The organism is Pseudomonas sp. MWU12-3088 (assembly GCF_023242405.1).
Classification (GTDB): Bacteria; Pseudomonadota; Gammaproteobacteria; order Pseudomonadales; family Pseudomonadaceae; genus Aquipseudomonas; species Aquipseudomonas kribbensis.
Genome location: NZ_JALJEA010000015.1, coordinates 94,587 through 117,460 on the forward strand (window position 1 = coordinate 94,587; position 22,874 = coordinate 117,460).

Here is a 22,874-nt window from a genome sequence, read left to right on the forward strand (position 1 = left end):
CGCGATTGGATTTATGCGCCGTCGCTGATCTCAGGCTGAATCAACGCCAGCAACGTCCACCCCGGCCCCGGTTTCAGCACGGTCTCCGGCGTCACCACATGCACCCAGCCACTGTCATCGCGCATGAACAGCAGTGTCGCGCGGTTGCCATGCAGCGCCCGGTAATCGTCCCAGCCAAACCCGTCCGTCAGCGTCGTGCTGTACAGATCGGCGCCCTGGCCCAACTGGCTGGCCAGCCTGGCGTAAGTCAGCGCCTCGCTCCCCAGTTGATTGCCGCGATGTTCCAGGCTGGCGCGGTGCTTGTCGCTGCGGCGGCTTTCATGACCGCTGGCCAGTCCGAACAGGCGTTGATGGCCAAAGTCATGTCGAAAGCGCATGGCTGCCAGCGTATTGAGTTCGCCGGACGGTGACAGCGCCAGCAAATGTCCCAGCCCCACCAGATCCAGATGCGCATCCGCGTGCTGCGAGGCCGGATTACCGAAGTAGGTCGGCAAACCATCCATGCGTGCCGCCCGAATGTTTTCCCAGCTCGAATCGGTGAGCAGCACCCGGCTGCCCAGTTGTTGCAGCGACTTGCCGAGCAGGCGCGCCGGGCCGTTTGCACCAACGATGAGGAAACCGCTGGGTGCCGGTTCCGCCACCTTCAACAGGCGCGCCAGTGGTCGGGCCGTCGCACTTTGCAGCACGACGGTGCCGATGATCACGGCGAAGGTCAGCGGAACCAGCAACAGCGCGCCTTCATGGCCGGCAGCATCCAGGCGAATCGCAAAGATCGCCGAGACTGCCGCCGCGACGATCCCGCGCGGGGCGATCCAGCACAACAATGCACGCTCACGCCAACTCAGGCTCGAACCTGCGGTACTCAAGACTACGTTCAGCGGTCGGGCGATCAGCTGGATCACCAGTAACAAAATCAGCACCAGCGGTCCGAGACCGATCAGCGCGTTCAGGTCCAGCCGCGCCGCCAGCAGAATGAACAACCCGGAAATCAGCAGCACGCTGAGGTTTTCCTTGAAGTGCAGAATGTGCCGCACATCCACGCCCTTCATGTTCGCCAGCCACATGCCCATCAGCGTCACCGCCAGCAGCCCGGATTCGTGCAGGGTCTGGTTGGCGGCGATGAATATCCCCAGCACGGCGGCGAGCGATGCCAGATTGTGCAAATACTCCGGCAGCCATTGACGCCGAATGATCGTACCGAGCAGCCAGCCACCGGCGATGCCGAACGCGCTGCCGCAGACAATCACCCCGCCGAACGTGAGCAGGCTCTGTTCCAGGCCATGGCCTTCGGTCCGGGCAATGATGAAGCTGTAGACCACCACCGCGAGCAGCGCACCGATCGGGTCGATCACAATCCCTTCCCAGCGCAGGATGTTGGCGATCGAAGCCTTCGGCCTTACCACGCGCAGCATCGGCACGATCACGGTCGGGCCGGTCACCAGGGTCAGGCTGCCGAACAGGATGGCGAGCAGCCAGTCGAAGCCCAGCAGCCAGTGGGTCGCCACCGCAATGACTGTCCAGGTCGAGAGCGCGCCGAGGGTCACCAGCCGATGCACGACGCTGCCGATCTCGCGCCACTCCGACAGATGCAGGGTCAGGCTGCCCTCGAACAGGATCAGCGCCACTGCCAGTGACACCAGTGGCATCAGCAGCGGACCAAACATTTCCTGCGGGTCGAGCCAGCCCAGCACGGGTCCGGCGAGAATGCCGGTCAACAGCAGAAACAGAATCGCCGGCAACTTCAGCCGCCACGCCAGCCATTGACAGCCCAGAGCGGCAGCACCAATACCGCCGAAGGCCAAGAGAATTTGCTGCTCGTTCATTGAAGCTCCCTGTTCCTTGAAATAGCGGGCTATGAAAGACTAGCGAGCCTTTCAACCGTTCACTGTTTATTTGCGTGCCGTGCCAGTGCCGGCGCGCCCAGAGTGCCCATGCCTGCCATCGACCACCCGCTGATTGACCAATTCCTCGATGCCCTGTGGCTGGAGAAAGGCCTGTCCGACAACACCCGTGATGCCTACCGCAGTGATCTGGCGCTGTTCAACGGCTGGCTGCAGGAGAAAAATCTCGAACTGATCAATGCCGGGCGCGAGTTGATCCTCGATCACCTGGCCTGGCGTCTGGAGCAGAACTACAAACCCCGTTCCACCGCGAGATTTCTCTCGGGCGTGCGTGGCTTTTATCGCTATTTGCTGCGGGAAAAACTGATCTCGGTCGATCCGACCTTGCGTGTCGACATGCCGCAACTGGGCAGGCCGTTGCCCAAATCCCTGTCAGAAGCCGACGTGGAAGCGCTGCTGAAGGCTCCAGACCTGAGCGAAGCCATCGGCCAGCGCGACCGTGCCATGCTCGAAGTCCTTTACGCCTGTGGGTTGCGGGTGACCGAGCTGATCAGCCTGACCCTGGAGCAGGTCAACCTGCGGCAGGGCGTGTTGCGGGTGATGGGCAAGGGCAGCAAGGAGCGGCTGGTGCCGATGGGCGAGGAAGCGATTGTCTGGGTCGAGCGCTACCTGCGCGACGGTCGCGGCGAGTTGCTGGGCGGGCGCCCCAGCGATGTGTTGTTCCCCAGCCAGCGCGGCGAGCGGATGACCCGCCAGACCTTCTGGCACCGCATCAAACATCAGGCCAAGGTTGCCGGAATCGGCAAATCGCTGTCGCCCCACACGCTGCGTCACGCGTTTGCCACACACTTGCTCAACCATGGCGCGGATTTGCGGGTGGTGCAGATGCTGCTGGGCCACAGCGACCTGTCCACCACACAGATCTACACGCACGTCGCCCGGGCGCGGTTGCAGGATCTGCACGCCAGACATCACCCGCGTGGCTGAGCGTTCTGCCTTGCGACAGGCGCATTCGGCCACGGGAGCCTTATGTGGTAGGCTTTGCCGGTTTGCACGATGGACGGTTATGACCCGGTGTTCCGGCACGGGCGTTCTGATCGTTCCATTTGTCCGCCTTCAGGAGTTCACATGCGTCTGACCCAGATTTTCGCCGCCGCAGCCATTGCGTTGGTCAGCACCTTTGCCGTCGCCGACGATGCGGCCGACAAAGCCATCCGCCAGAGCCTGGAAAACCTCCAGCTCGACGTTCCGGTGGACACCATCACCGCCAGCCCGCTGCCGGGCCTGTACGAAGTCAAGCTCAAGGGCAGCCGCGTGCTCTACGCCAGCGCCGACGGCCAGTACATCGTTCAGGGCTACATGTTCCAGCTCAAGGACGGCAAACCGGTCAATCTGACCGAGAAGACCGAACGTCTGGGCATTTCCAAACTGATCAACGGGATTCCGGTCGCCGAGACCGTGGTTTACCCGGCCGTGGGCGAGACCAAGTCGCACATCACCGTGTTCACCGACACCACGTGCCCGTACTGCCACAAGCTGCACGCCGAAGTGCCTGAGCTGAACAAGCGCGGCATCGAAGTGCGCTACGTGGCGTTCCCGCGCCAGGGCCTGGGCTCGCCGGGTGACGAGCAACTGCAAGCCGTGTGGTGCTCGAAAGACAAGAAAGCAGCCATGGACAAAATGGTCGATGGCAAGGAAATCAAGGCCGCCAAGTGCGAGAACCCGGTTTCCAAACAGTTCGCCCTCGGTCAGTCGATCGGCGTGAACGGCACGCCGGCCATCGTTTTGGCTGACGGACAAGTCATTCCGGGCTACCAGCCTGCGCCACAAGTCGCCAAACTGGCGCTGGGCGCGAAGTAATTCGCATCGTTGCGCCAAGGCGTGACGAGCGTGGCCCGGCGGCAACATGGCCGGGCCATCATTAGAGAGCCGCGAATGCGCGGTTGTTTTCACGGCCGGCCTCGCGTCGGCCGTTTTATGGGGAGTTCACAGTGAAACCGGTCAAAGTAGGCATCTGTGGGTTAGGGACCGTAGGTGGCGGAACCTTCAACGTACTTCAGCGCAACGCCGAGGAAATTGCTCGTCGTGCCGGGCGTGGAATCGAAGTGGCACAAATTGCCATGCGCACGCCAAAGCCTCAGTTCCAGACGACCGGTATTGCGATTACCAACGATGTCTTCGAAGTGGCCACGAACCCTGAGATCGACATCGTCATAGAGCTGATGGGCGGCTACACCGTTGCCCGCGAGCTGGTACTCAAGGCCATCGAGAATGGCAAGCATGTGGTCACCGCGAACAAGGCTCTGATTGCCGTTCACGGTAATGAAATTTTCGCCAAGGCACGCGAGAAAGGCGTGATCGTGGCGTTCGAAGCGGCGGTAGCCGGCGGCATTCCGGTGATCAAGGCGATCCGTGAAGGCCTGTCTGCCAACCGTATCAACTGGGTGGCCGGGATCATCAACGGCACCGGCAACTTCATCCTCACCGAAATGCGCGAGAAGGGTCGCACCTTCGAAGACGTGCTGGCCGAGGCGCAGGCGCTGGGTTACGCCGAAGCCGATCCGACCTTCGACGTCGAAGGCATCGACGCAGCGCACAAGCTGACGATCCTGGCGTCCATCGCGTTCGGTGTTCCGCTGCAGTTCGACAAGGCCTATACCGAAGGCATCACCAAGCTGACCACCGCCGACGTGAACTACGCGGAAGCGCTGGGTTACCGCATCAAGCACCTGGGCGTGGCACGCAGCACCGCCGCCGGTATCGAGCTGCGCGTACACCCGACGCTGATCCCGGCCGATCGTCTGATCGCCAACGTCAACGGCGTGATGAACGCGGTAATGGTCAACGGTGACGCTGCCGGTTCGACCCTGTTCTACGGCGCCGGCGCCGGCATGGAACCTACCGCTTCGTCGGTGATTGCCGACCTGGTGGACGTGGTTCGCGCCATGACCTCCGATCCGGAAAACCGCGTGCCGCACCTGGCCTTCCAGCCGGACTCGCTGTCGGCCCATCCGATCCTGCCGATCGAAGCCTGCGAAAGCGCCTACTACCTGCGCATCCAGGCCAAGGACCACCCGGGCGTACTCGCTCAGGTGGCGAGCATCCTCTCGGAGCGCGGCATCAATATCGAGTCGATCATGCAGAAGGAAGTCGAGGAACACGACGGTCTGGTGCCGATGATCCTGCTGACCCACCGCGTGCTGGAACAGCACATCAACGATGCGATCGCTGCCCTCGAGGCCCTGGCGGGCGTGGTCGGTCCGGTCGTGCGGATCCGTGTCGAGCACCTGAATTAAGCCGATCTCCTGCACTGGGCCCGTCTGCGGGCCCGGTGTTGTGAACACTGTCCATTGGAGTCAGTCATGCGTTACATCAGTACCCGCGGCCAGGCACCGGCCCTGAATTTCGAAGACGTCCTGCTGGCCGGTCTCGCCACCGACGGCGGTCTGTACGTCCCGGAAAACCTGCCACGTTTCACCCAGGAAGAAATTGCTTCCTGGGCCGGCCTGCCGTATCACGAGCTGGCTTTCCGCGTCATGCGCCCGTTCGTCACCGGCAGCATTCCGGACGCCGATTTCAAAAGGATCCTTGAAGAAACCTACGGTGTGTTTGCTCACAGCGCCGTGGCACCGCTGCGCCAGCTCAACGGCAACGAATGGGTCATGGAGCTGTTCCACGGCCCGACCCTTGCGTTCAAGGACTTCGCCCTGCAACTGCTTGGCCGTCTGCTCGACTATGTGCTGGAAAAACGCGGCGAGCGCGTGGTGATCGTCGGTGCCACCTCCGGTGACACCGGTTCGGCCGCCATCGAAGGCTGCAAGCACTGCGAAAACGTCGACATTTTCATCCTGCACCCGCACAACCGTGTGTCCGAAGTGCAGCGTCGGCAGATGACCACCATCCTCGGAGAGAACATCCACAACATCGCCATCGAAGGCAACTTCGATGACTGCCAGGAAATGGTCAAGGCCAGCTTCGCCGACCAGAGCTTCCTCAAGGGCACGCGCCTGGTGGCGGTGAACTCGATCAACTGGGCGCGGATCATGGCCCAGATCGTTTACTACTTCCACGCTGCGCTGCAATTGGGCGGCCCGGCACGTTCGGTGTCGTTCTCGGTACCGACCGGCAACTTCGGCGATATCTTCGCCGGCTACCTGGCGCGCAACATGGGCCTGCCGATCAACCAGTTGATCGTCGCCACCAACCGCAACGACATCCTGCACCGCTTCATGAGCGGCAACCAGTACGTCAAGGAAACCCTGCACGCCACGCTGTCGCCGTCGATGGACATCATGGTTTCGTCGAACTTCGAACGCCTGCTGTTCGACCTGCACGGTCGCAACGGCGCGGCGATTGCCGGCCTGATGGACTCGTTCAAGCAGGGTGGCGGTTTCAGCGTCGAACAGGAACGCTGGACCGAAGCCCGCAAGCTCTTCGATTCGCTGGCCGTGGACGACGCGCAAACCTGCGAAACCATCGCCGAAGTCTACGCGCAGACCGGTGAAGTGCTGGATCCGCACACCGCCATCGGCGTGAAAGCCGCTCGCGAATGCCGTCGCAGCCTGGACATCCCGATGGTGATCCTGGGTACGGCGCATCCGGTCAAGTTCCCGGACGCGGTGGAGAAAGCCGGCGTAGGAAAAGCTCTCGAACTGCCTGCACACCTTTCTGATTTGTTTGAGAGAGAAGAGCGCTGCACCGTTCTGGCAAACGAGCTGAAAGCCGTGCAAGCCTTTGTCAGCCAGCATGGCAATCGCGGCAAGCCGCTTTAAGCCCTGAAAGCTGTCACATTTTGAAGCCCGTCTCCTGACGGGCTTTCTTGTTTTTGCATGCCACACTGCGCCTGTTTCGCCCACGAAGGACGGGCGAGTCGATGACGAAGGATGTGGCAATGCGGTTTTATTCAGGATGGAGGCCAGCGCTGAGCTGGTTGTTTTTATTGGGGTTGTCGGGGGTTCTGCAATTGACCGAGGCGGCCCATCTGACGATGCATTCAGAAGGTGCAGAGTTGAACATCCAGCCCATTGAGCTGGACGCGCAAGAGCAACAGTGGATTCGTGAAAACCCCAGGGTGACAGTCGCCTCGGTGCAGTATCCCTTGTATCTGTTTCAGGACGAACACGGTCAGTGGAGCGGCCTGAACAACGATGTGCTCAAGCACATCAGCGCCATGACCGGTTTGCAGTTCGTGCATCAGGAGTCGTTCTCCACCAACCACATGCTTGAGCGGCTCGAAAGTGGCGTCGCCGACATCAGTACCACGCTGGCGATGAACGAGGAGCGCAAGCAGTTTCTCGATTTCAGCCATGCCTTCGGTGGTGCAGGCTGGGTGTTCGTCGGGCGTGCAGGTGAGCCGGCGGTGCAGTCGCTTGAAGAGTTGGACAAGCGGGTTCTTGTGCTGCCGGCCAGGCATGCACTGGAGGAAAGTATCCGACGCGACCATCCGCTGATCGAGATACGCTCGGTCAAGACCTACGCCGAGGCCCGGGCGGTTGTGGAGAGTGGCGAGGCTTACGCCACGATCGAAAACGAGATCGGTGCGCAGTTGTTTCCATCGGGCCTGCTCAAGGTCGGAGGTCTGGTGGAGGGCAAGTGGGAGGCGGATCATCTGGCAGTGCGCAAGGGCTTGCCTGAGTTGCTGAGTATTCTCAACAAGGCCCTTGGAGCCTTCTCGGCAGCCGAACTGCGTGCCATGCGCCTGAAATGGCTGGACGGCATTTCTCCCGCTCCGTCTCCTTCGCTCGGGGCGCGAATGCTCGAGTGGGGATGCTGGGGCATGGGCGTGCTCGGAGTGTTCGGCCTGTTTTTGCTGCTATGGAGCCGCCGGCTCGCAGTCGAGATAAAGCAGCGACGTGAGGTAGAGAAAGATCTGGGCGATCAACTGGCTTTTCAGCATGCGTTGATCGATGCCATGCCGGACCCGGTGTTCGTGCGTGACCTTCAGGGGCGCCTTATCATGTGCAATCGCAGTTATGAAGAGGCGCTCGGCGTGCGTCTTGAGCAGGTGCAGGGGCGGACGCTGTGTGAGCTCGACGTGCTTCCGCAAGCCACCGCATTGATGCTTCATGATGAGTTCATGGTGCAGCTGCGCACCCGCAAGACGCGCTTCAGCAGACGGCATCTGATGTTCAAGGGCGGTTCTCGGCAGGTCTATCAGTGGACGGTGCCTTTTTACGGTGCCGATGGGGCGCTGCGCGGCTTGCTGGGGGGCTGGACGGACATCATTCAGAGGCAGACCGATAGCGGGTGTCGATGTCTGCGTTGAAGATAGGAAATGTCCTATAAAACCTGGCTACTTTTCTGATGGGAGGCTTAGGACGACTGCCCTAGAGTGACAAGCCACTGCGGCGAGAAACCGCGATTGTCGTGCAAGAGGTCGTCCAATGCGCTCGCTCAAAATCCTGCTTCTCGAACCCGACCCGTTTCAGTTGATGGCATTGCACCAGATGCTCAACGCCATTGGAATCTACGACGTGTTGACCGCGCCTTCGCTGGGCGCGGCAAAGCGCTCGCTGGATCGTCGGGGGGCTGTCGATATCGCCATTTGCAATCCGCAGCTCAAAAGTGGTGAGGGGCTGGCACTGATCAACCATCTGGTTGCCCGACGGGATGCCCGATCGTTGATTCTGCTGGGGGTGGTCGCTCCCAGCGTACTGGCCGACCTGGAATCTTTACTGGAGGAGAGCGGGGTAGAGCTCCTGGGCAGACTGTATACGCCGGTTTCGGCGGTGCTGATGCGCAATCTGCTCGATCGCTATCTGTCGTCGCCCCGACGCTCGGTCAGCGCCTGAAGCCATCGGTTATTTTTCTGTCATCTTCTCCATGCATGCTCCGACAGGTCGGTGACTCTCCCGCAGAGGCCGCCGATATGCAGAACTTTCTTCTCGGGCCGGTGGTCATTTACTGTGGACACGCCCCAGGCACTGTGTTTTCGGACTATTGAGTGGAGATCGAGATGGAAAGTATCAGTCTATTGCTCGGTGAGGCTCTGAGCCCGTATCAGGTAACGCTGACCCCTCGCGGTCTGCAGGGCGAATGCCTGGTGACACTGAAGAACGGCAGTGGCGCCATTGTGGTGGAACGCGAATTCAATCGGGCGCAGTTGAGCGACAAGCGCCAACTGACGGATGTGGTCGATGGCTTGCATCGCGACATCCTGATCGCCGAAGGCCGGCTGGAGCCGTGTGTGATTGCTGCATTGCGCAACGTTGCCCGCGACAAGCGCCCGCTGCTCTGAAACTGATGGGACTTTTGTGGGAACCTTCCTGCATCCAGGTCAGTCAGACCCCATAACAGCAGGATCAAGCATTGTGCTCCGGTGCTTGTCGCTTGCTGCTACGGGTCTTTGATACAGACCACGTTTAACCCCGAGTCGTCTCCCCACTTCTCGGGGTTTCTTTTGTCCGGGATTTACTGCGCGGCCTGCTGCTGGAAGAAAATCCGTGCCTGCTCCAGGTAGTCCGGACGCATTTCAGGGTCGAGCCACTGGGCGTAGAGCTGGTTCAAGTGTTCGTGGGGCAGGGTGCGCAGCAGTTGATCGATTTCGCGGATCGCCTGGCGACCCTGGGTGGTATCGGTGCAGCCGACATGGCTCGAGATGTACTTGTCCGCACCGTGAACGGGGAAGAACTCCAGCTCGTCTTCAGCGATCTGAACCTGACGCGCCTGGTAGCGGATTTCCGGCCAGTAACCCAGCACTGCTTGCAGCCGACCCAGTCGCTGCATCGACAGAAGGCTGCTAAGGGCATCGTTGCCATAGTGCGGCGTCAGCGAGCCACTGGGTGCCTGACGCAGCAGCGTGTCGACGTATTCGCCATAACTTCGCTCGGCCACCACCCCGACTTTTCTCTCGCCGTTGGCCAGGTACGCCGACAGATCGACCTGCCCCTCGACCAGAAAAGGCTCCAGCATTTCGCGATCTTTGCGACGAACCACCAGACCATTACTGACTGCGCGGAAAGCCGGGATGGAGAACGCGATCCACTGTGCCCGCTCCCTGTTCCAGAGCAGCGACGGATCGCAGGCAAACGGGTGTTCATGGAGCATCTGGAGGCCCCGGGCGCGGTTGACCCGCATCAGGGTGTGTTCGTATTGCGGCATGCCGGCTATCAGCATCGGCATCAGTTGATCGATGACGCCCTGACCCTTTTTCGGGCCTTCGAGAATGGTCAGCGGCGGCAGGTCACGCAGCAGCCAGATCAGCGTCGGTTTAGCCTGCGCCCATGCTGGCAAGACCATCAGAAAAAGCAGGCCGAACAGCCGCCACGTCCACCAGTGGCGGGCGCGGTTGGAGGCTGAGGCCTGTCGGCGTTTCAGCTCAGATGGCTCCGTCTTCGCGCAGCCGGGCGATCTGCTTCTCGTCGTAGCCAAGATCGTGGAGTACCTGCGCATTGTGTTCACCGAGCTGCGGTCCGACCCATTCGGACGTGCCGGGTGTCTCAGAGAGTTTCGGCACGATGCCCGGCATCTTGAAGGGTTTGCCGTCCGGCAGTTTGGCGTGCAGGAACATTTCCCGGGCCAGGTATTGCGGATCGTTGAACATGTCTTCGGCGCTGAAGATCCGGCTGGCCGGGACGTCGGCCTGGTTCAGCAGATCCAGCACGGTTTGCAGCGGCAGCGAATTGACCCAGCGATCGATCACGCCGTACAACTCGTCACGGCGGGTGTCGCGCCCGTCATTGCTCGCCAGTGCAGGGTCGTTCGCCAGATCCTCGCGACCGATGATCAGCATGAAACGCTTGAAGATCGCATCGCCGTTGGCGCCGATCTGCACGTGTTTGCCGTCGGCACTGGTGTGGATCGACGAAGGCGTGATGCCTGGCATGATGTTGCCGGTGCGCTCACGAATGAATCCGAAAACATCGAACTCCGGCACCATGCTTTCCATCATGGCGAAGATCGCTTCGTACAAGGCCACATCGACCACCTGGCCGAGTCCACCGTTGACCTCGCGATGACGCAAAGCCATCAACGCGCCAATCACGCCCCACAAGGCTGCAATCGAGTCGCCGATGGAAATCCCGGTGCGCACAGGTGGGCGGTCCTCGAAACCGGTGATGTAGCGCAGGCCGCCCATGGATTCGCCGACCGCACCGAAACCTGGCTGATCCTTCATCGGGCCGGTCTGGCCGAAACCGGACAAGCGCACCATCACCAGCTTCGGGTTCAGCGCGTGCAGGGTTTCCCAGCTCAGGCCGAGTTTTTCCAGCACACCGGGGCGGAAGTTCTCGATCAGGATGTCGGCTTCACCCAGCAGTTTTTTCAGGATCGCCAGGCCGTCGGGGTGTTTCAGGTTCAGGGTCAGGGACTTTTTGTTGCGAGCCTGGACGAACCACCACAACGAGGTACCTTCATACAATTTGCGCCACTTGCGCAGCGGATCACCGCCGTCCGGCGATTCGATCTTGATCACTTCGGCACCGAACTCGCCGCAGATGCGCGAGGCAAACGGCCCGGCAATCAAGGTACCCAATTCGATGACTTTCAGACCGCTGAGCGGTTTATTGGCGAACGGCATGCGAAATCCTGTAGGACAAGGCTGAGCAGATACAGCGTTTTAACATAGCCGGCTGTCAGTCGCGCAAGGTTGATCGCCATCAATTCGTGGATTGCCTACAGCATCGGTTAGACTTGCCGACTTTCCTCGTATCAAGAAGCCCGTTCATGGCCCAGCCGTCCACTACCTACAAATTCGAACTGAACCTCACCGATCTCGACCGCAGCGTTTACGAGAACGTGAAGCAGACCATCGCCCGTCACCCTTCGGAAACCGAAGAGCGCATGACCGTGCGCCTGTTGGCCTACGCGCTCTGGTACAACGAGCAACTGTCGTTCGGTCGTGGTCTGTCGGACGTGGATGAACCTGCGCTGTGGGAAAAGAGCCTGGACGACCGCGTCCTGCACTGGATCGAAGTCGGCCAGCCTGATGCGGATCGCCTGACCTGGTGCTCCCGTCGCACCGAACGCACCAGCCTGCTGGCCTACGGCAGCCTGCGTGTCTGGGAAGGCAAGGTGATTCCGGCGATCAAAAACCTGAAGAACGTCAACATTGCCGCTGTTCCTCAGGAAGTGCTGGAAACCCTGGCTCAGGACATGCCCCGCGTCATCAAGTGGGACGTGATGATCAGTGAAGGCACGATCTTCGTCACCGATGATCGCGGTCAGCACGAAGTCCAGCTCACCTGGCTGCAAGGCGAGCGCGGTTAAGTCCGCGTTACTCCCGAAAAATCCCACGTATTCAAGAGAAGCTTCTGTCACCCCATGCGTATCGATCCTCGCCCGTTGCCCGCCACTCTGCCGTTTCTCGGTGAACTGCCACCCCTGCTGACCCGCCTGTACGCGGCGCGGGGCGTGCAGTCCGAGGCGGAGCTGGACAAGAGCCTGGCACGGTTGATTCCGTTCCAGCAGCTCAAGGGGATCGATGCGGCGGTGGACCTGCTGGTGACGGCGCTGGAGCAGCGTCAACGGATCCTGATCGTCGGCGACTTCGACGCCGACGGCGCGACGGCCAGCACCGTGGGCGTGCTTGGCTTGCGCCTGCTGGGCGCGGCGCACGTCGATTATCTGGTGCCGAACCGCTTTGAATATGGCTACGGCCTGACCCCGGAAATCGTCGAAGTCGCGATGACCCGCGAGCCGCAACTGTTGATCACCGTCGACAACGGTATTTCCAGCGTTGAAGGTGTAGCGGCCGCGAAACGTCACGGCCTGAAGGTCTTGATCACCGACCACCACTTGCCCGGCGATGAACTGCCGCAAGCTGATGCCCTGGTGAATCCGAACCAGCCCGGCTGCGAGTTCCCGAGCAAGGCACTGGCCGGGGTCGGGGTGATTTTCTACGTTTTGATGGCGTTGCGTGCGCGTCTGCGCAGCCTCGGCTGGTACGAGAGCAAGCCACAACCGAACATCGGCGAACTGCTGGATCTGGTGGCGCTGGGCAGCGTTGCCGACGTGGTGCCGCTGGATGCCAACAACCGGATTCTGGTGCACCAGGGCCTGGAGCGGATTCGCGCCGGGCGTGCGCGGCCGGGGATCAAGGCGATTCTGGAAGTGGCCAAGCGTGAAGCTTCGCGCATCACTTCAACCGATCTTGGTTTTATCGTCGGCCCGCGCCTGAACGCGGCGGGGCGTCTGGATGACATGAGCCTGGGCATCGAATGCCTGCTGACCCACGACGCTGCGCTGGCCCGGGAAATGGCCGCGCAACTGGACGGTATGAACCAGGACCGCAAATCCATTGAGCAGGGCATGCAGCGCGAGGCGCTGGCCCAGCTCAAGGACTTGCCGGTCGAGTCGATGCCGTTCGGGTTGTGCCTGTTCGATCCGGAATGGCATCAGGGCGTTATCGGTATTCTGGCGTCGCGGATGAAAGAGCGGTATTTCCGCCCGACCATCGCGTTCGCCGATGCTGGCGACGGCTTGCTCAAGGGCTCGGGGCGCTCGGTGCAAGGCTTTCATATTCGTGATGCGTTGAGCGTGGTGGCAGCGCAGCATCCGGACCTGATCAGCAAGTACGGCGGCCACGCGATGGCGGCTGGTTTGACTTTGCCGCAGGAGAATTTTCCGTTGTTCGCCGAGGCCTTCGACGCCGAAGTGCGTAGGCAACTTCGTGAAGAAGATCTGACCGGGCGACTGCTGTCGGACGGCACGCTGGCAGTCGAGGAGTTTCATCTGGAACTGGCCCGCGCTTTGCGTCACGCCGGGCCTTGGGGCCAGCATTTCCCGGAGCCGCTGTTCCACGGCGTGTTCCAGCTGGTCGAGCAGCGGGTAGTCGGCGAGCGGCACCTCAAAGTGGTGCTGAAAACCGAATGCGGTTCGGTGAAGCTCGATGGCATCGCCTTCGGCATCGATCGCGATATCTGGCCGAACCCGACGATCAAATGGGTCGAACTGGCCTACAAACTCGATCTCAACGAGTTTCGTGGTAATGAAACCGTGCAGTTGATGATTGCCCACATCGAACCGCGCTAAAGGACTTCGCGCCCCTTAACTGAAGGGGCGCAGGACGCTTCAATTGTGCTGTTTCATTTCTGAACCCTCCCTCATCCCCGGATGTCGACTAGGCTCTAAGCACTGCTTGATTGGCCTTGTGACGTCTTGTCGAATTTTTTGCCCGCGGGGGCGGGTGCTGCACCTTTTTCCTGTCACTCGTCGACTTTTCAAACAGAACCCTGGAGCCTGCCCACTGATTTGAGAGGTGCCCCATGAGTCTGCTGCTTGAACCCTTTACCCTTCGCCAACTGACCCTGTCCAACCGCATCGCCGTGTCGCCGATGTGCCAGTACTCGAGTGTCGATGGCCTGGCCAACGACTGGCATCTGGTGCACCTCGGCAGCCGAGCCGTGGGGGGCGCGGGCCTGGTGTTTACCGAAGCCACGGCGATCACGGCCGACGGGCGGATCACCGCCGAAGACCTGGGCCTGTGGAACGACGAACAGATCGCACCGCTGCAACGCATCACCCGATTCATCAACGCGCAGGGCGCAGTGGCCGGCATTCAACTGGCCCACGCCGGGCGCAAGGCCAGCACCCATCGGCCGTGGATTGGCAAGCATGGCAGCGTCAAACCGGATGACGGCGGCTGGACCCCGGTCGGGCCTTCACCGATTGCCTTTGACCCGCAACACACCCAGCCGAAACAGCTGGATGAGGGGCAGATCGCCCAAGTCATTCAGGATTTCGTGGCCGCGGCCAAACGCGCGCTGACCGCCGGTTTCAGTGTGGTGGAGGTGCATGCGGCGCACGGTTATCTGCTGCACCAGTTTCTGTCGCCATTGAGTAATCAGCGCCGCGACCAGTACGGCGGCTCGTTCGAAAACCGCATCCGTCTGGTGTTGCAAGTGACCGAGGCGGTACGCGCGGTGTGGCCGGAAGAACTGCCGGTGTTCGTCCGTCTGTCGGCCACCGATTGGGTTGAAGATGGCTGGAACCCCGATGAAACCGTGGAGTTGGCGCGACGCCTGAAAACCCTCGGCGCGGATCTTATCGACGTATCGTCGGGTGGCACCGCAGCGAACGCGGAGATTCCGGTGGGACCGGGTTATCAGACGCGCTTCGCCGAACGGGTACGGAAGGAGTCAGGCATCGCCACCGGCACTGTGGGAATGATTACCGAACCGGCCCAGGCCGAGCACATCCTGCGGACCTGTCAGGCCGACATCATCTTCCTCGCCCGCGAGCTGCTGCGTGACCCTTACTGGCCATTGCACGCCGATGATGATCTGGGCGGACGCAAAGCGGTGTGGCCGGCGCAGTATCAACGTGCGACCCATCGGGATCAGCCGATTCACGAGTCTGATCTGCGGGATTGATTCCGACCCGCCGCACAGCCTATAAAACCCGCCATTGAACCGGCGGGGTTTTTCTTGTCTGCCGTCCGGAATCGCAAGGGAATGGACTGCAATGTTGATCGAACGAGCGCTGACTGAATCGGACTTGCCGCTGCTGGCGCTGATCGATCGCAGTGAGCTGGTTGAGGAATGTTATCGCGTGGAGAACGGTGAGTTGATCCTGTATCCGGCGCGTTTTGACATGCGCGGCTGGCCCGAAGGGGAGGCGGAGGAGAATGCGCGGGTATTGGAAAAGTGCTGGCGCAGCGGCGGGTGGTTACACGGGATTTTCGATGGCGAGACTCTGGTGGCGGCAGTGGTTGTGGATAACCGGGTTATTCACAATCAGGGCCTGAAGATGCGGCAGTTGAAGTTTCTGCACATCAGCCTTGCCTGGCGTGGGCAGGGATTGGGCGGGCGATTGTTTGCCCTGGCTTGCGAGCATGGTCGGGAGGTCGGCGCCGAGGCGTTGTACGTCTCGGCGACCGAATCGCGCAATACCGTGGAGTTCTACCAGCGCCAGGGTTGCCGGTTGCTGGAACAACCGGATCCCGAGCTGTTTGAACTGGAACCCCTCGATATCCACTTGTACTGCCCGTTGGCCTGACGGCTCAACGCATCAAGGGTACTTGCGCTTGTCCTGTGCCGGCGGGAAGTACTGGTACAACCAGGTTTCGCTCAGCGTGCGATCGTTGGTGCGGATGAACAGGCGTAGCTCCACAGGATCGACGCTGTCGTTGGTCGGGTACCAGTCGAACAGGATCCGGTAACCCTTGATGTCATCCAGCACCAGCACGCTGAAGTCCTGCACCTTGCCGTTGGAGCAAGTCACCACCGGTTCGATCCCGGTGCCCTGCGGCAGGCGATCCAGACCGCCACCGGTGAAGTCCACGGCAAAACGACGGGCCCAGACCGGCGGGTAGTGCTCGCCCGGTGCCCAGCCTTCGACGAATCCACCCATGCCCGAACGGGTCGCATGCACCCGCGCCAGTGGCGTGCCGACTGGCGGCAGTGCGCTCCAGTAGAGCTTGTAGCCATAGTTCAGCGAATCACCGGCCGCTACCGGTTTCTTCGGCGTCCAGAACGCAACGATGTTGTCGAGGGTTTCGCCGGTTGTAGGAATTTCCAGCAGATCGATAGAGCCTTCGCCCCACGCGGTCGTAGGTTCTACCCACAGGCTCGGGCGCTTGCTGTACCAGTCGACGGTGTCCTGATAATTGGCGAATTCGTGGTCGGTCTGCACCAGACCGAAACCTTTCGGGTCGGTGTCGGCGAAAGCGTTGAATTGCAGGGTCGCCGGGTTGTTCAGCGGGCGGCAGATCCACTCGCCGTTGCCGCGCCACATGGCCAGACGATCCGAGTCATGGATTTGCGGGTGAATGGTGTCGCACATCCGGCGCTCGTGGGTGCCGCAACTGAACATGCTGGTCATCGGGGCGATGCCCAGTTGTTCGATGGCGGTACGGGCATTGATGTGGGCGTCGACTTCCATCACCACACGTTCGGCCTGGCAATCGATGTCGAAGCGATAGGCGCCGGTCGCGCTCGGCGAGTCGAGCAGGGCGTAGACCACGAAGCGGGTCGCGTTCTGATCCGGAGTCTCGAACCAGAACTTGGTGAAGTCAGGGAATTCTTCGCGTTTCTTGGCGTAGGTGTCGACGGCCAGGCCACGGGCGGAGAGGCCATATTGGCCAGTGGCATCCACCGCGCGGAAGTAGCTGGCGCCGAGGAACGACACCACGTCATGGCGATCCAGCTCCGGCGCCTTGAACAGCTTGAAGCCGGCAAAACCCAGGTCGCCCTTGAGCTGCTGGGTGTCGACCGAGGTGTTTTCATAGTTGAACAGCTGAGGGCGGAAATGCACCTCGCGGGCCGTGCGGGTCTTGGGATCGACGCTGTACATGCGCACCGGCTGGCGGAAACCCATGCCGACGTGGAAAAACTGCACGTCGAGCTGACCCTTGTTCTCCTTCCACAGCGAGTGTTCGCCGTCGTAGCGGATCGCGTTGAAGTTCTGCGGGGTCATGGTCGCCAGGGTCGGCGGCAGCACCTGCTTGGTGTCCTGATACGCGCTGCCGGCCAGTTGCTTGGCCTGGCGCTTCAGCGTTTCGAAGTCGAAGGCCTGGGCTTCACCGTCGGCGGCACCGCCAGAGGCGGCCCAGGCGCGGGAGGCCAGCAGGCCCGTGGCCGAAAGACCGGTATAAGCCGCAATGGCCATGGACGCTTTGAGCAAATTCCTGCGGTGCATAGATACAACCTGTCGTGGACAATCCCGCGCCGTTCCTGGCACGTACTGGATCAGAAATTACGGTTCGGACAAGCCTTCGGCCAAACGCTACGGACTAGTAACAGATGCGCGCTAGCTTAATCCGTTCGCTGATTTTGCAAAATTCATTGATTACACGGCGACAGCGTCTCAATGAAACAAGACGTTACGGTTACTTATCCCACAGCCTTTTCTGATTTACAGGGCATATCTGCTTTTTTCGACTAATTACTCTAAAAACCGCTTTTCAGCGCCGATTTAATTTCTATTCTATGGGCATGGCCGGTCACGACTCACCCGACCGGCAGGGCTCAAATCGCTGCTTGAGGGAGCAGGGCGATGCGGTTTTGGAAAAATTCTGACGTACTGGAAAAGGACAACGTCCATGGCAAAAGGACAAGGCATTACCGAAATGTTGGGCATCTTTCCCTGCCTCACCAACGTCCGGCGAAGACGCCGGCTCAGTCCTGACGAACTGAAGCTGGTGGAGCGTTACCGGGAGTTGTCGGAGAGCGACCGTATTGCGATGCGGTATCTGGTGGATGCGATGAGGAGTGTTTCGCGGTTTTGACGTGAAAAACCAAAGGGGCGGACTGTGAAGTCCGCCCCTTTTTCACTCTTGAGGTTTACCGTGGACGCTGTGCCTGCATCAACTCAGGCATGTCCCGCCATTTCACCCACGCCTGTTGTTGCCAGTGCAGCAGCGGCACAGTGACTCCGGCCCAATGCACCGAGCTCAGGCTCGGGTAGTTTTCCTCTGTTGCTGAGCTGGTTTCCCGCAGGATGGGAATCACCTCATTGCTCAGCCATTGCCGCAGATTGCGGTTTTCCGGGATGAAATGGTGCACGAGTAACGTGTACATGCCGGATTCGCTGACCATCGGCGTTTCGACAACTTTGCCGTACTTGCGCAGCCGGACGGTGCGGCGTTGGTCGGGGTCGAGTTTCAGGGTGACACGTGGGGTCAAGGGATGGCCCATCATGCGGCCCAGATCTTGAGCGCAGAACCAGGCTTGATGATCAAGCAGGAGGGCGTGGAGGAAGCGGTTGTGGCGGGTGAATACGGTGGGGATGAAGTAAGGATGATCTTTAGAGGAATTTTGAGTTTGATTGGGCATTTGTCGACTCCAATATTGAGAATAGAGCCGCCACTCGGATGAGTGCGGTTGCGCCATTTTGATTTTGTTCCGGCTTCGACACCGGGCTGCTGACTTCGCTGCCGAAAGGAAGCGTATCGGTCAGGTGCTTATGGTGCCAAGCCCGGTTACTCGACGCTTGTTGTCGGAATTGAAGATCTTTCTCGTAGGCAGCATCTGTAGGAATTTCCTGTTTTTGCATGTTCTGCAGAGAGGAGGCCCCTTAGCCACAATTTTTCCTATATTCATTCGAATCCACGGAACGAACCTCAGGTTTCTTCCCGACGATCCAATATTCGGTTTCCAGTTACGGCTTGTTTCAGGCGGGGCACTGCGACCTATGGCAGCTGTTTATCGTCAGAGCAAAACGCTTTAAAGCACTGCGCTGTCGTCCTTTAAATCGGTCGGAGTAGTCCTACGATCAGCGGCGGTTGCAGATCCCGAAACCAAGTATTACGTTGGTGTATCGAGTAATACTCAAGGAGCATGACATGACGACAACCATGACGAGTAAGGGTCAAGTGACGATTCCCAAGCCAATCCGTGATGCCTTGCATCTCACGCCGGGCTCGGCGATTGAGTTCAGTGTCAATGAGCAGGGAGAGGTGGTACTGCACAGTGCGAAGCCCGATACAGGCAAAGCAAAAATTCCGGATCGATTTGATGCTGTTCGTGGCAAAGCCGATATCAAATGGCGAACCGATGATTTGATGGCGTTGCTTCGGGGTGATGATTAATGGTGTTGGTTGATACCAATGTATTGATTGACGTTTTGGAGGACGACCCAGCTTGGGCCGACTGGTCTATCCAGCAACTTCGCGCTCAGTCGCTAATTCATGAGTTGGTCATTAACCCGATCGTCTATGCAGAGTTATCCCAGACGTTTTCAACGTTTGAAGCTCTGGATGGGGTAGTTAATCAGCTCGGCTTGGTCATGCAGGAAATCCCGCGACCTGCGCTCTTTTTGGCTGGTAAAGCGTTCGTTCGTTATCGAAAGGTAGGCGGAGGAAAACACAACGTGTTGGCGGACTTTTTCATTGGTGCTCATGCAGCTGTAAAAAAACTACCGTTGTTAACACGAGACTCTAAGCGCTACCGCAATTACTTCCCCTCCGTCGAGTTGATTACACCTTCCTGATTTGTAGGTACGTTTTTAAGTAGCTTGGATTCGTAAGTCGCCCCGGAAGTATCTGAATCTCCGGGGCGATTGTGTTTAGCGACTCACCTTCCAGGCATCCCCAGCCGGCGCCTTCCCATGGTCATACGGCTTGCCAATCCACATATAAACCAGCCCCAGACCAATCACGATCACCGTGCTCAGCACCATCGCGTAGTTGATGTACCACGCCGCATCCGGCGTGCGTGGCCAGGCCATGTTGATGATTGCGCCGACGCCGTAGACCAGCGCGCCGATGTTCACCGGCCAGCCCCAGGCGCCGAGGGTGAATTTGCCGCTGGGTTTCCAGCCTTTGCTGCGGGCGTACAGGGCGGCCAGCACGATCATCTGGAACGCGAGGTAGATGCCGATGGCGGCGAAGCTGACGATGGTGGCCACGGCATCTTGCAGGAAGAAGCCGAGGGCGATGATCAGGCCGGGCAGGACGCCGGACACGAACAGCGCGGCAACCGGAACCTGGGTCGTAGGAGAAATCTTTTTCAGCAGTCGGCTACCGATGACCATTTCATCGCGAGCGTAGGAATACAGCAGACGACTCGCCGCAGCCTGCAGGCTGATGACGCAGGAGATGAAGGAAATCATCACCACGCCCATCACCACTTTTGAACCGACCGGGCCGAAGGCGTTGTTGAGGATGGTGGTGACCGGGTCCTTGTCGGTGCCGTTGATCACCGCTTGCATGTCCGGTACGGCAAGGATCAGCGCGAGGCAAGCGAACATCGCCGCGATACCGCCGATGTAGATGGTCATGCGCATGGCCACCGGGATTTTCTTGCTCGGGTTCGGGGTTTCTTCGGCGACGTCACCGCAGGCCTCGAAGCCGTAGTAGAGGAACATCCCCGCCAGCGACGCGGTGAGGAACGCCGGCAGGTAGGAGCCGTCGACGCTGATATCGAAAGTGTTGAACAGCACGCTGATCGGCTGGTGACGCTCGAAAATCAGCAGGTACACGCCAACGATCACCGCGCCCACCAGTTCGCAGAGGAAACCGAACATGGCGATCCGCGCCAGCACTTTGGTGCCGCTGAGGTTGACCAGTGTGGCGAACAGCGTCAGCACCAGGGCGATGACGATGTTGGTGTTATTGCTCGGCTCAAAACCCAGCATGGCCGCGAGGTAAGGGCCGGCGCCGACCGCCACGGCGGCGATGGTCACGCACAGGGCGATGGAGTAGATCCAGCCGACCATCCACGCCCATTTCTTGCCCACCAGACGCCGCGCCCAAGGATAAACGCCGCCGGAAATCGGGAACTGCGAAACCACTTCGCCGAAGATCAGGCACACCAGCAGTTGCCCGCAGCCGACCAGCAAGTAGGCCCAGAACATCGGTGGCCCGCCGGCGGCCAGACACAGGCCGAACAGGGTATAAACCCCTACGACCGGTGACAGATAGGTGAAGCCCAGCGCGAAGTTTTCCCACAGGCTCATGCTGCGGTTGAAGTTGGAGGTGTAGCCCAGTTGGCGCAGTTGTTCGGCATCGCTGTCGGCAACGGCGGCTGAGAGATCGGGTGATGCACTCATGTTTGTTTGCTCCGTGAAATCGGCAGATTTCGGATGGCCGAAGCCGTGGCGGGGCTTGATGAGCGCCGCCCGGATCGGTAGTTATTGTTTTGAACGCCTGGTAGTGCGGATGACCGGTTTCTGCCTTGAAGCCGGGGGATGCTTTTAGTGCTTGAACATCACATGCCGAACCGTGGTGTAGTCCTCCAGCCCGTACATGGACATGTCCTTGCCGTAGCCGGACAGTTTCTGACCGCCATGGGGCATTTCGCTGACGAGCATGAAGTGCGTATTCACCCAGGTGCAGCCGTACTGCAACCGCGCGGACAGTCGATGGGCGCGTCCTACATCCGCCGTCCATACCGAGGACGCCAGGCCGTAGTCCGAATCGTTGGCCCACTCCAGCGCCTGGGCTTCATCGGTGAACTTGGTCACCGACACCACTGGCCCGAACACTTCGCGACGGACGATTTCGTCATCCTGCTGGGCGTCGGCCAGCACGGTCGGTTCGAAGAAGAAGCCATTGCCGTCCACAGCCTTGCCGCCGGTGATCAAACGGATGTGCGATTGCGCCACGGCGCGCTCGACAAACCCGGCCACGCGGTCGCGATGCTGGGCGGTGATCAGCGGCCCGAGTTCGGTCGACGGATCATCCTGCATGCCGTACTTGATGCTGCTGACCGCCGCGCCGAGCTTCTCGACGAACTTGTCGTAGATGCCTTGCTGGGCGTAGATCCGGCACGCGGCGGTGCAGTCCTGACCGGCGTTGTAGAAGCCGAAGGTACGGATGCCTTCAACCGCTGCATCGATGTCGGCGTCGTCGAAGATGATCACCGGGGCCTTGCCGCCCAGTTCCATGTGCATACGTTTGACGCTGTCGGCGGTGCTGGAAATGATGTTCGAACCGGTGGCGATGGAGCCGGTCAGCGACACCATGCGCACTTTCGGATGGGTCACCAGCGGACTGCCCACGCTCGGCCCACGCCCGAACACCAGATTGAGTACACCGGCCGGGAAAATCTCCGACGCCAGTTCGGCCAGACGCAACGCGGTCAGCGGGGTTTGTTCCGACGGCTTGAGCACCACGGTATTACCGGCGGCGAGGGCCGGGGCGATTTTCCAGGCGACCATCATCAGCGGGTAGTTCCACGGCGCGATGGAAGCGATCACGCCCACCGGGTCGCGGCGGATCATCGACGTGTGGCCGGGCAGGTATTCGCCGCCGGCCGAACCGCTCATGCAACGGCTGGCGCCGGCGAAGAAACGGAACACGTCGGCAATCGCCGGAATCTCGTCGTTCAGCGCAGCGCTGTAGGGCTTGCCGCAGTTGTCCGATTCCAGTTTCGCCAGTTCTTCGCCGTGGGCTTCGATGGCGTCGGCGAGTTTGAGCAGCAACAGCGAACGATCCTTCGGCGTGGTCTGCGACCATTCGGCGAAGGCACTGTCGGCGGCGCGCACGGCGGCATCGACCTGGGCTTCGGTGGCCTCGTTGATTTCCACCAGCACTTCACCGCGAGCCGGGTTGAGCACCGGTTGCGCCGGGCCTTCGCCGTTGACCAGGTGGCCGTTGATCAAGAGTTTGGTTTGCATGTTGTTGTCCTCTTTCTACTGCAAATTCACGATGGG

General features: G+C 60.3%; 21 protein-coding genes. 14 read left to right on the plus strand and 7 right to left on the minus strand.

The window, feature by feature from the left end; translation table 11 throughout:
* Window positions 1-11 precede the first annotated feature (11 nt).
* Window positions 12-1,823, minus strand: a complete 1,812-nt coding sequence (locus M5B98_RS26680; protein WP_248744462.1) for a cation:proton antiporter — start codon at window positions 1,821-1,823, stop codon at window positions 12-14.
* 108 nt (window positions 1,824-1,931) lie between these two features.
* On the opposite strand from M5B98_RS26680, the gene xerD reads away from it, so the two are divergent.
* The 7 genes from xerD (at window position 1,932) to M5B98_RS26715 (ending at window position 9,078) form a co-directional block, all read left to right on the plus strand.
* Window positions 1,932-2,828 carry a site-specific tyrosine recombinase XerD gene (gene xerD / locus M5B98_RS26685; protein ID WP_248744463.1) on the plus strand — a complete coding sequence of 299 codons (897 nt, stop codon included), beginning with the start codon at window positions 1,932-1,934 and terminating at the stop codon, window positions 2,826-2,828.
* A gap of 141 nt (window positions 2,829-2,969) precedes the next feature.
* A complete protein-coding gene (dsbC, locus tag M5B98_RS26690) occupies window positions 2,970-3,701 on the plus strand; it encodes a bifunctional protein-disulfide isomerase/oxidoreductase DsbC (protein ID WP_085711641.1) in 732 nt (243 codons plus the stop codon).
* A 131-nt stretch (window positions 3,702-3,832) separates the two neighbouring features.
* A complete protein-coding gene (locus tag M5B98_RS26695; RefSeq protein ID WP_011332618.1) occupies window positions 3,833-5,137 on the plus strand; it encodes a homoserine dehydrogenase in 1,305 nt (434 codons plus the stop codon).
* Window positions 5,138-5,203: 66 nt separating this feature from the next.
* Window positions 5,204-6,613, plus strand: coding sequence for a threonine synthase (gene thrC / locus M5B98_RS26700; RefSeq protein ID WP_248744464.1), 1,410 nt, complete (start codon window positions 5,204-5,206; stop codon window positions 6,611-6,613).
* Between the two features lie 119 nt (window positions 6,614-6,732).
* Window positions 6,733-8,106: a transporter substrate-binding domain-containing protein gene (locus tag M5B98_RS26705; RefSeq protein WP_248744484.1), complete on the plus strand. Its 1,374-nt coding sequence runs from the start codon at window positions 6,733-6,735 to the stop codon at window positions 8,104-8,106.
* Between the two features lie 118 nt (window positions 8,107-8,224).
* Window positions 8,225-8,632, plus strand: a complete 408-nt coding sequence (locus tag M5B98_RS26710) for a DNA-binding protein (protein ID WP_248744465.1) — start codon at window positions 8,225-8,227, stop codon at window positions 8,630-8,632.
* Window positions 8,633-8,796: 164 nt separating this feature from the next.
* The gene (locus M5B98_RS26715; RefSeq protein WP_119429023.1) at window positions 8,797-9,078 is read left to right on the plus strand and encodes a DUF3509 domain-containing protein; all 282 of its coding nucleotides are present in this window, start codon (window positions 8,797-8,799) and stop codon (window positions 9,076-9,078) included.
* A 173-nt stretch (window positions 9,079-9,251) separates the two neighbouring features.
* On the opposite strand, the gene M5B98_RS26720 is transcribed toward M5B98_RS26715, so the two are convergent.
* The gene (locus tag M5B98_RS26720; RefSeq protein WP_248744466.1) at window positions 9,252-10,232 is read right to left on the minus strand and encodes a TIGR02285 family protein; all 981 of its coding nucleotides are present in this window, start codon (window positions 10,230-10,232) and stop codon (window positions 9,252-9,254) included.
* Window positions 10,159-11,358 carry a CaiB/BaiF CoA transferase family protein gene (locus M5B98_RS26725; protein ID WP_248744467.1) on the minus strand — a complete coding sequence of 400 codons (1,200 nt, stop codon included), beginning with the start codon at window positions 11,356-11,358 and terminating at the stop codon, window positions 10,159-10,161. The genes M5B98_RS26720 and M5B98_RS26725 overlap by 74 nt, the downstream gene beginning before the upstream one ends.
* A 146-nt stretch (window positions 11,359-11,504) precedes the next feature.
* Between M5B98_RS26725 and M5B98_RS26730 the strand changes: the two genes are divergently transcribed.
* From M5B98_RS26730 to M5B98_RS26745, 4 genes are all read left to right on the plus strand, one after another.
* A complete protein-coding gene (locus M5B98_RS26730; RefSeq protein WP_007954646.1) occupies window positions 11,505-12,047 on the plus strand; it encodes a YaeQ family protein in 543 nt (180 codons plus the stop codon).
* Window positions 12,048-12,101: 54 nt separating this feature from the next.
* On the plus strand, window positions 12,102-13,811 hold the full coding sequence (gene recJ / locus M5B98_RS26735) for a single-stranded-DNA-specific exonuclease RecJ (RefSeq protein WP_085609150.1): 1,710 nt from the start codon (window positions 12,102-12,104) through the stop codon (window positions 13,809-13,811).
* Window positions 13,812-14,044: 233 nt separating this feature from the next.
* Window positions 14,045-15,151 carry an NADH:flavin oxidoreductase/NADH oxidase gene (locus M5B98_RS26740; RefSeq protein WP_248744468.1) on the plus strand — a complete coding sequence of 369 codons (1,107 nt, stop codon included), beginning with the start codon at window positions 14,045-14,047 and terminating at the stop codon, window positions 15,149-15,151.
* Window positions 15,152-15,242: 91 nt separating this feature from the next.
* Window positions 15,243-15,776: a GNAT family N-acetyltransferase gene (locus tag M5B98_RS26745; RefSeq protein WP_248744469.1), complete on the plus strand. Its 534-nt coding sequence runs from the start codon at window positions 15,243-15,245 to the stop codon at window positions 15,774-15,776.
* 12 nt (window positions 15,777-15,788) lie between these two features.
* On the opposite strand, the gene M5B98_RS26750 is transcribed toward M5B98_RS26745, so the two are convergent.
* Entirely contained in the window at window positions 15,789-17,417 is a 1,629-nt protein-coding gene (locus M5B98_RS26750; RefSeq protein WP_248744470.1) for a glucan biosynthesis protein D, read from the minus strand.
* A gap of 403 nt (window positions 17,418-17,820) precedes the next feature.
* On the opposite strand from M5B98_RS26750, the gene M5B98_RS26755 reads away from it, so the two are divergent.
* Complete coding sequence (locus M5B98_RS26755) at window positions 17,821-18,006, plus strand: hypothetical protein (protein WP_039769577.1); 186 nt, start codon at window positions 17,821-17,823, stop codon at window positions 18,004-18,006.
* Window positions 18,007-18,061: 55 nt separating this feature from the next.
* On the opposite strand, the gene M5B98_RS26760 is transcribed toward M5B98_RS26755, so the two are convergent.
* A complete protein-coding gene (locus M5B98_RS26760; protein WP_248744471.1) occupies window positions 18,062-18,553 on the minus strand; it encodes a Bro-N domain-containing protein in 492 nt (163 codons plus the stop codon).
* Window positions 18,554-19,062: 509 nt separating this feature from the next.
* On the opposite strand from M5B98_RS26760, the gene M5B98_RS26765 reads away from it, so the two are divergent.
* Complete coding sequence (locus tag M5B98_RS26765; RefSeq protein ID WP_248744472.1) at window positions 19,063-19,308, plus strand: AbrB/MazE/SpoVT family DNA-binding domain-containing protein; 246 nt, start codon at window positions 19,063-19,065, stop codon at window positions 19,306-19,308.
* A complete protein-coding gene (locus M5B98_RS26770) occupies window positions 19,308-19,709 on the plus strand; it encodes a type II toxin-antitoxin system VapC family toxin (protein ID WP_179692533.1) in 402 nt (133 codons plus the stop codon). The genes M5B98_RS26765 and M5B98_RS26770 overlap by 1 nt, the downstream gene beginning before the upstream one ends.
* A 75-nt stretch (window positions 19,710-19,784) precedes the next feature.
* Here the strand turns inward: M5B98_RS26770 and M5B98_RS26775 are convergent, their stop codons facing one another.
* Window positions 19,785-21,269: an APC family permease gene (locus tag M5B98_RS26775; protein ID WP_248744473.1), complete on the minus strand. Its 1,485-nt coding sequence runs from the start codon at window positions 21,267-21,269 to the stop codon at window positions 19,785-19,787.
* Between the two features lie 144 nt (window positions 21,270-21,413).
* The gene (locus M5B98_RS26780) at window positions 21,414-22,838 is read right to left on the minus strand and encodes a gamma-aminobutyraldehyde dehydrogenase (RefSeq protein ID WP_248744474.1); all 1,425 of its coding nucleotides are present in this window, start codon (window positions 22,836-22,838) and stop codon (window positions 21,414-21,416) included.
* Between the last annotated feature and the right edge of the window lie 36 nt (window positions 22,839-22,874).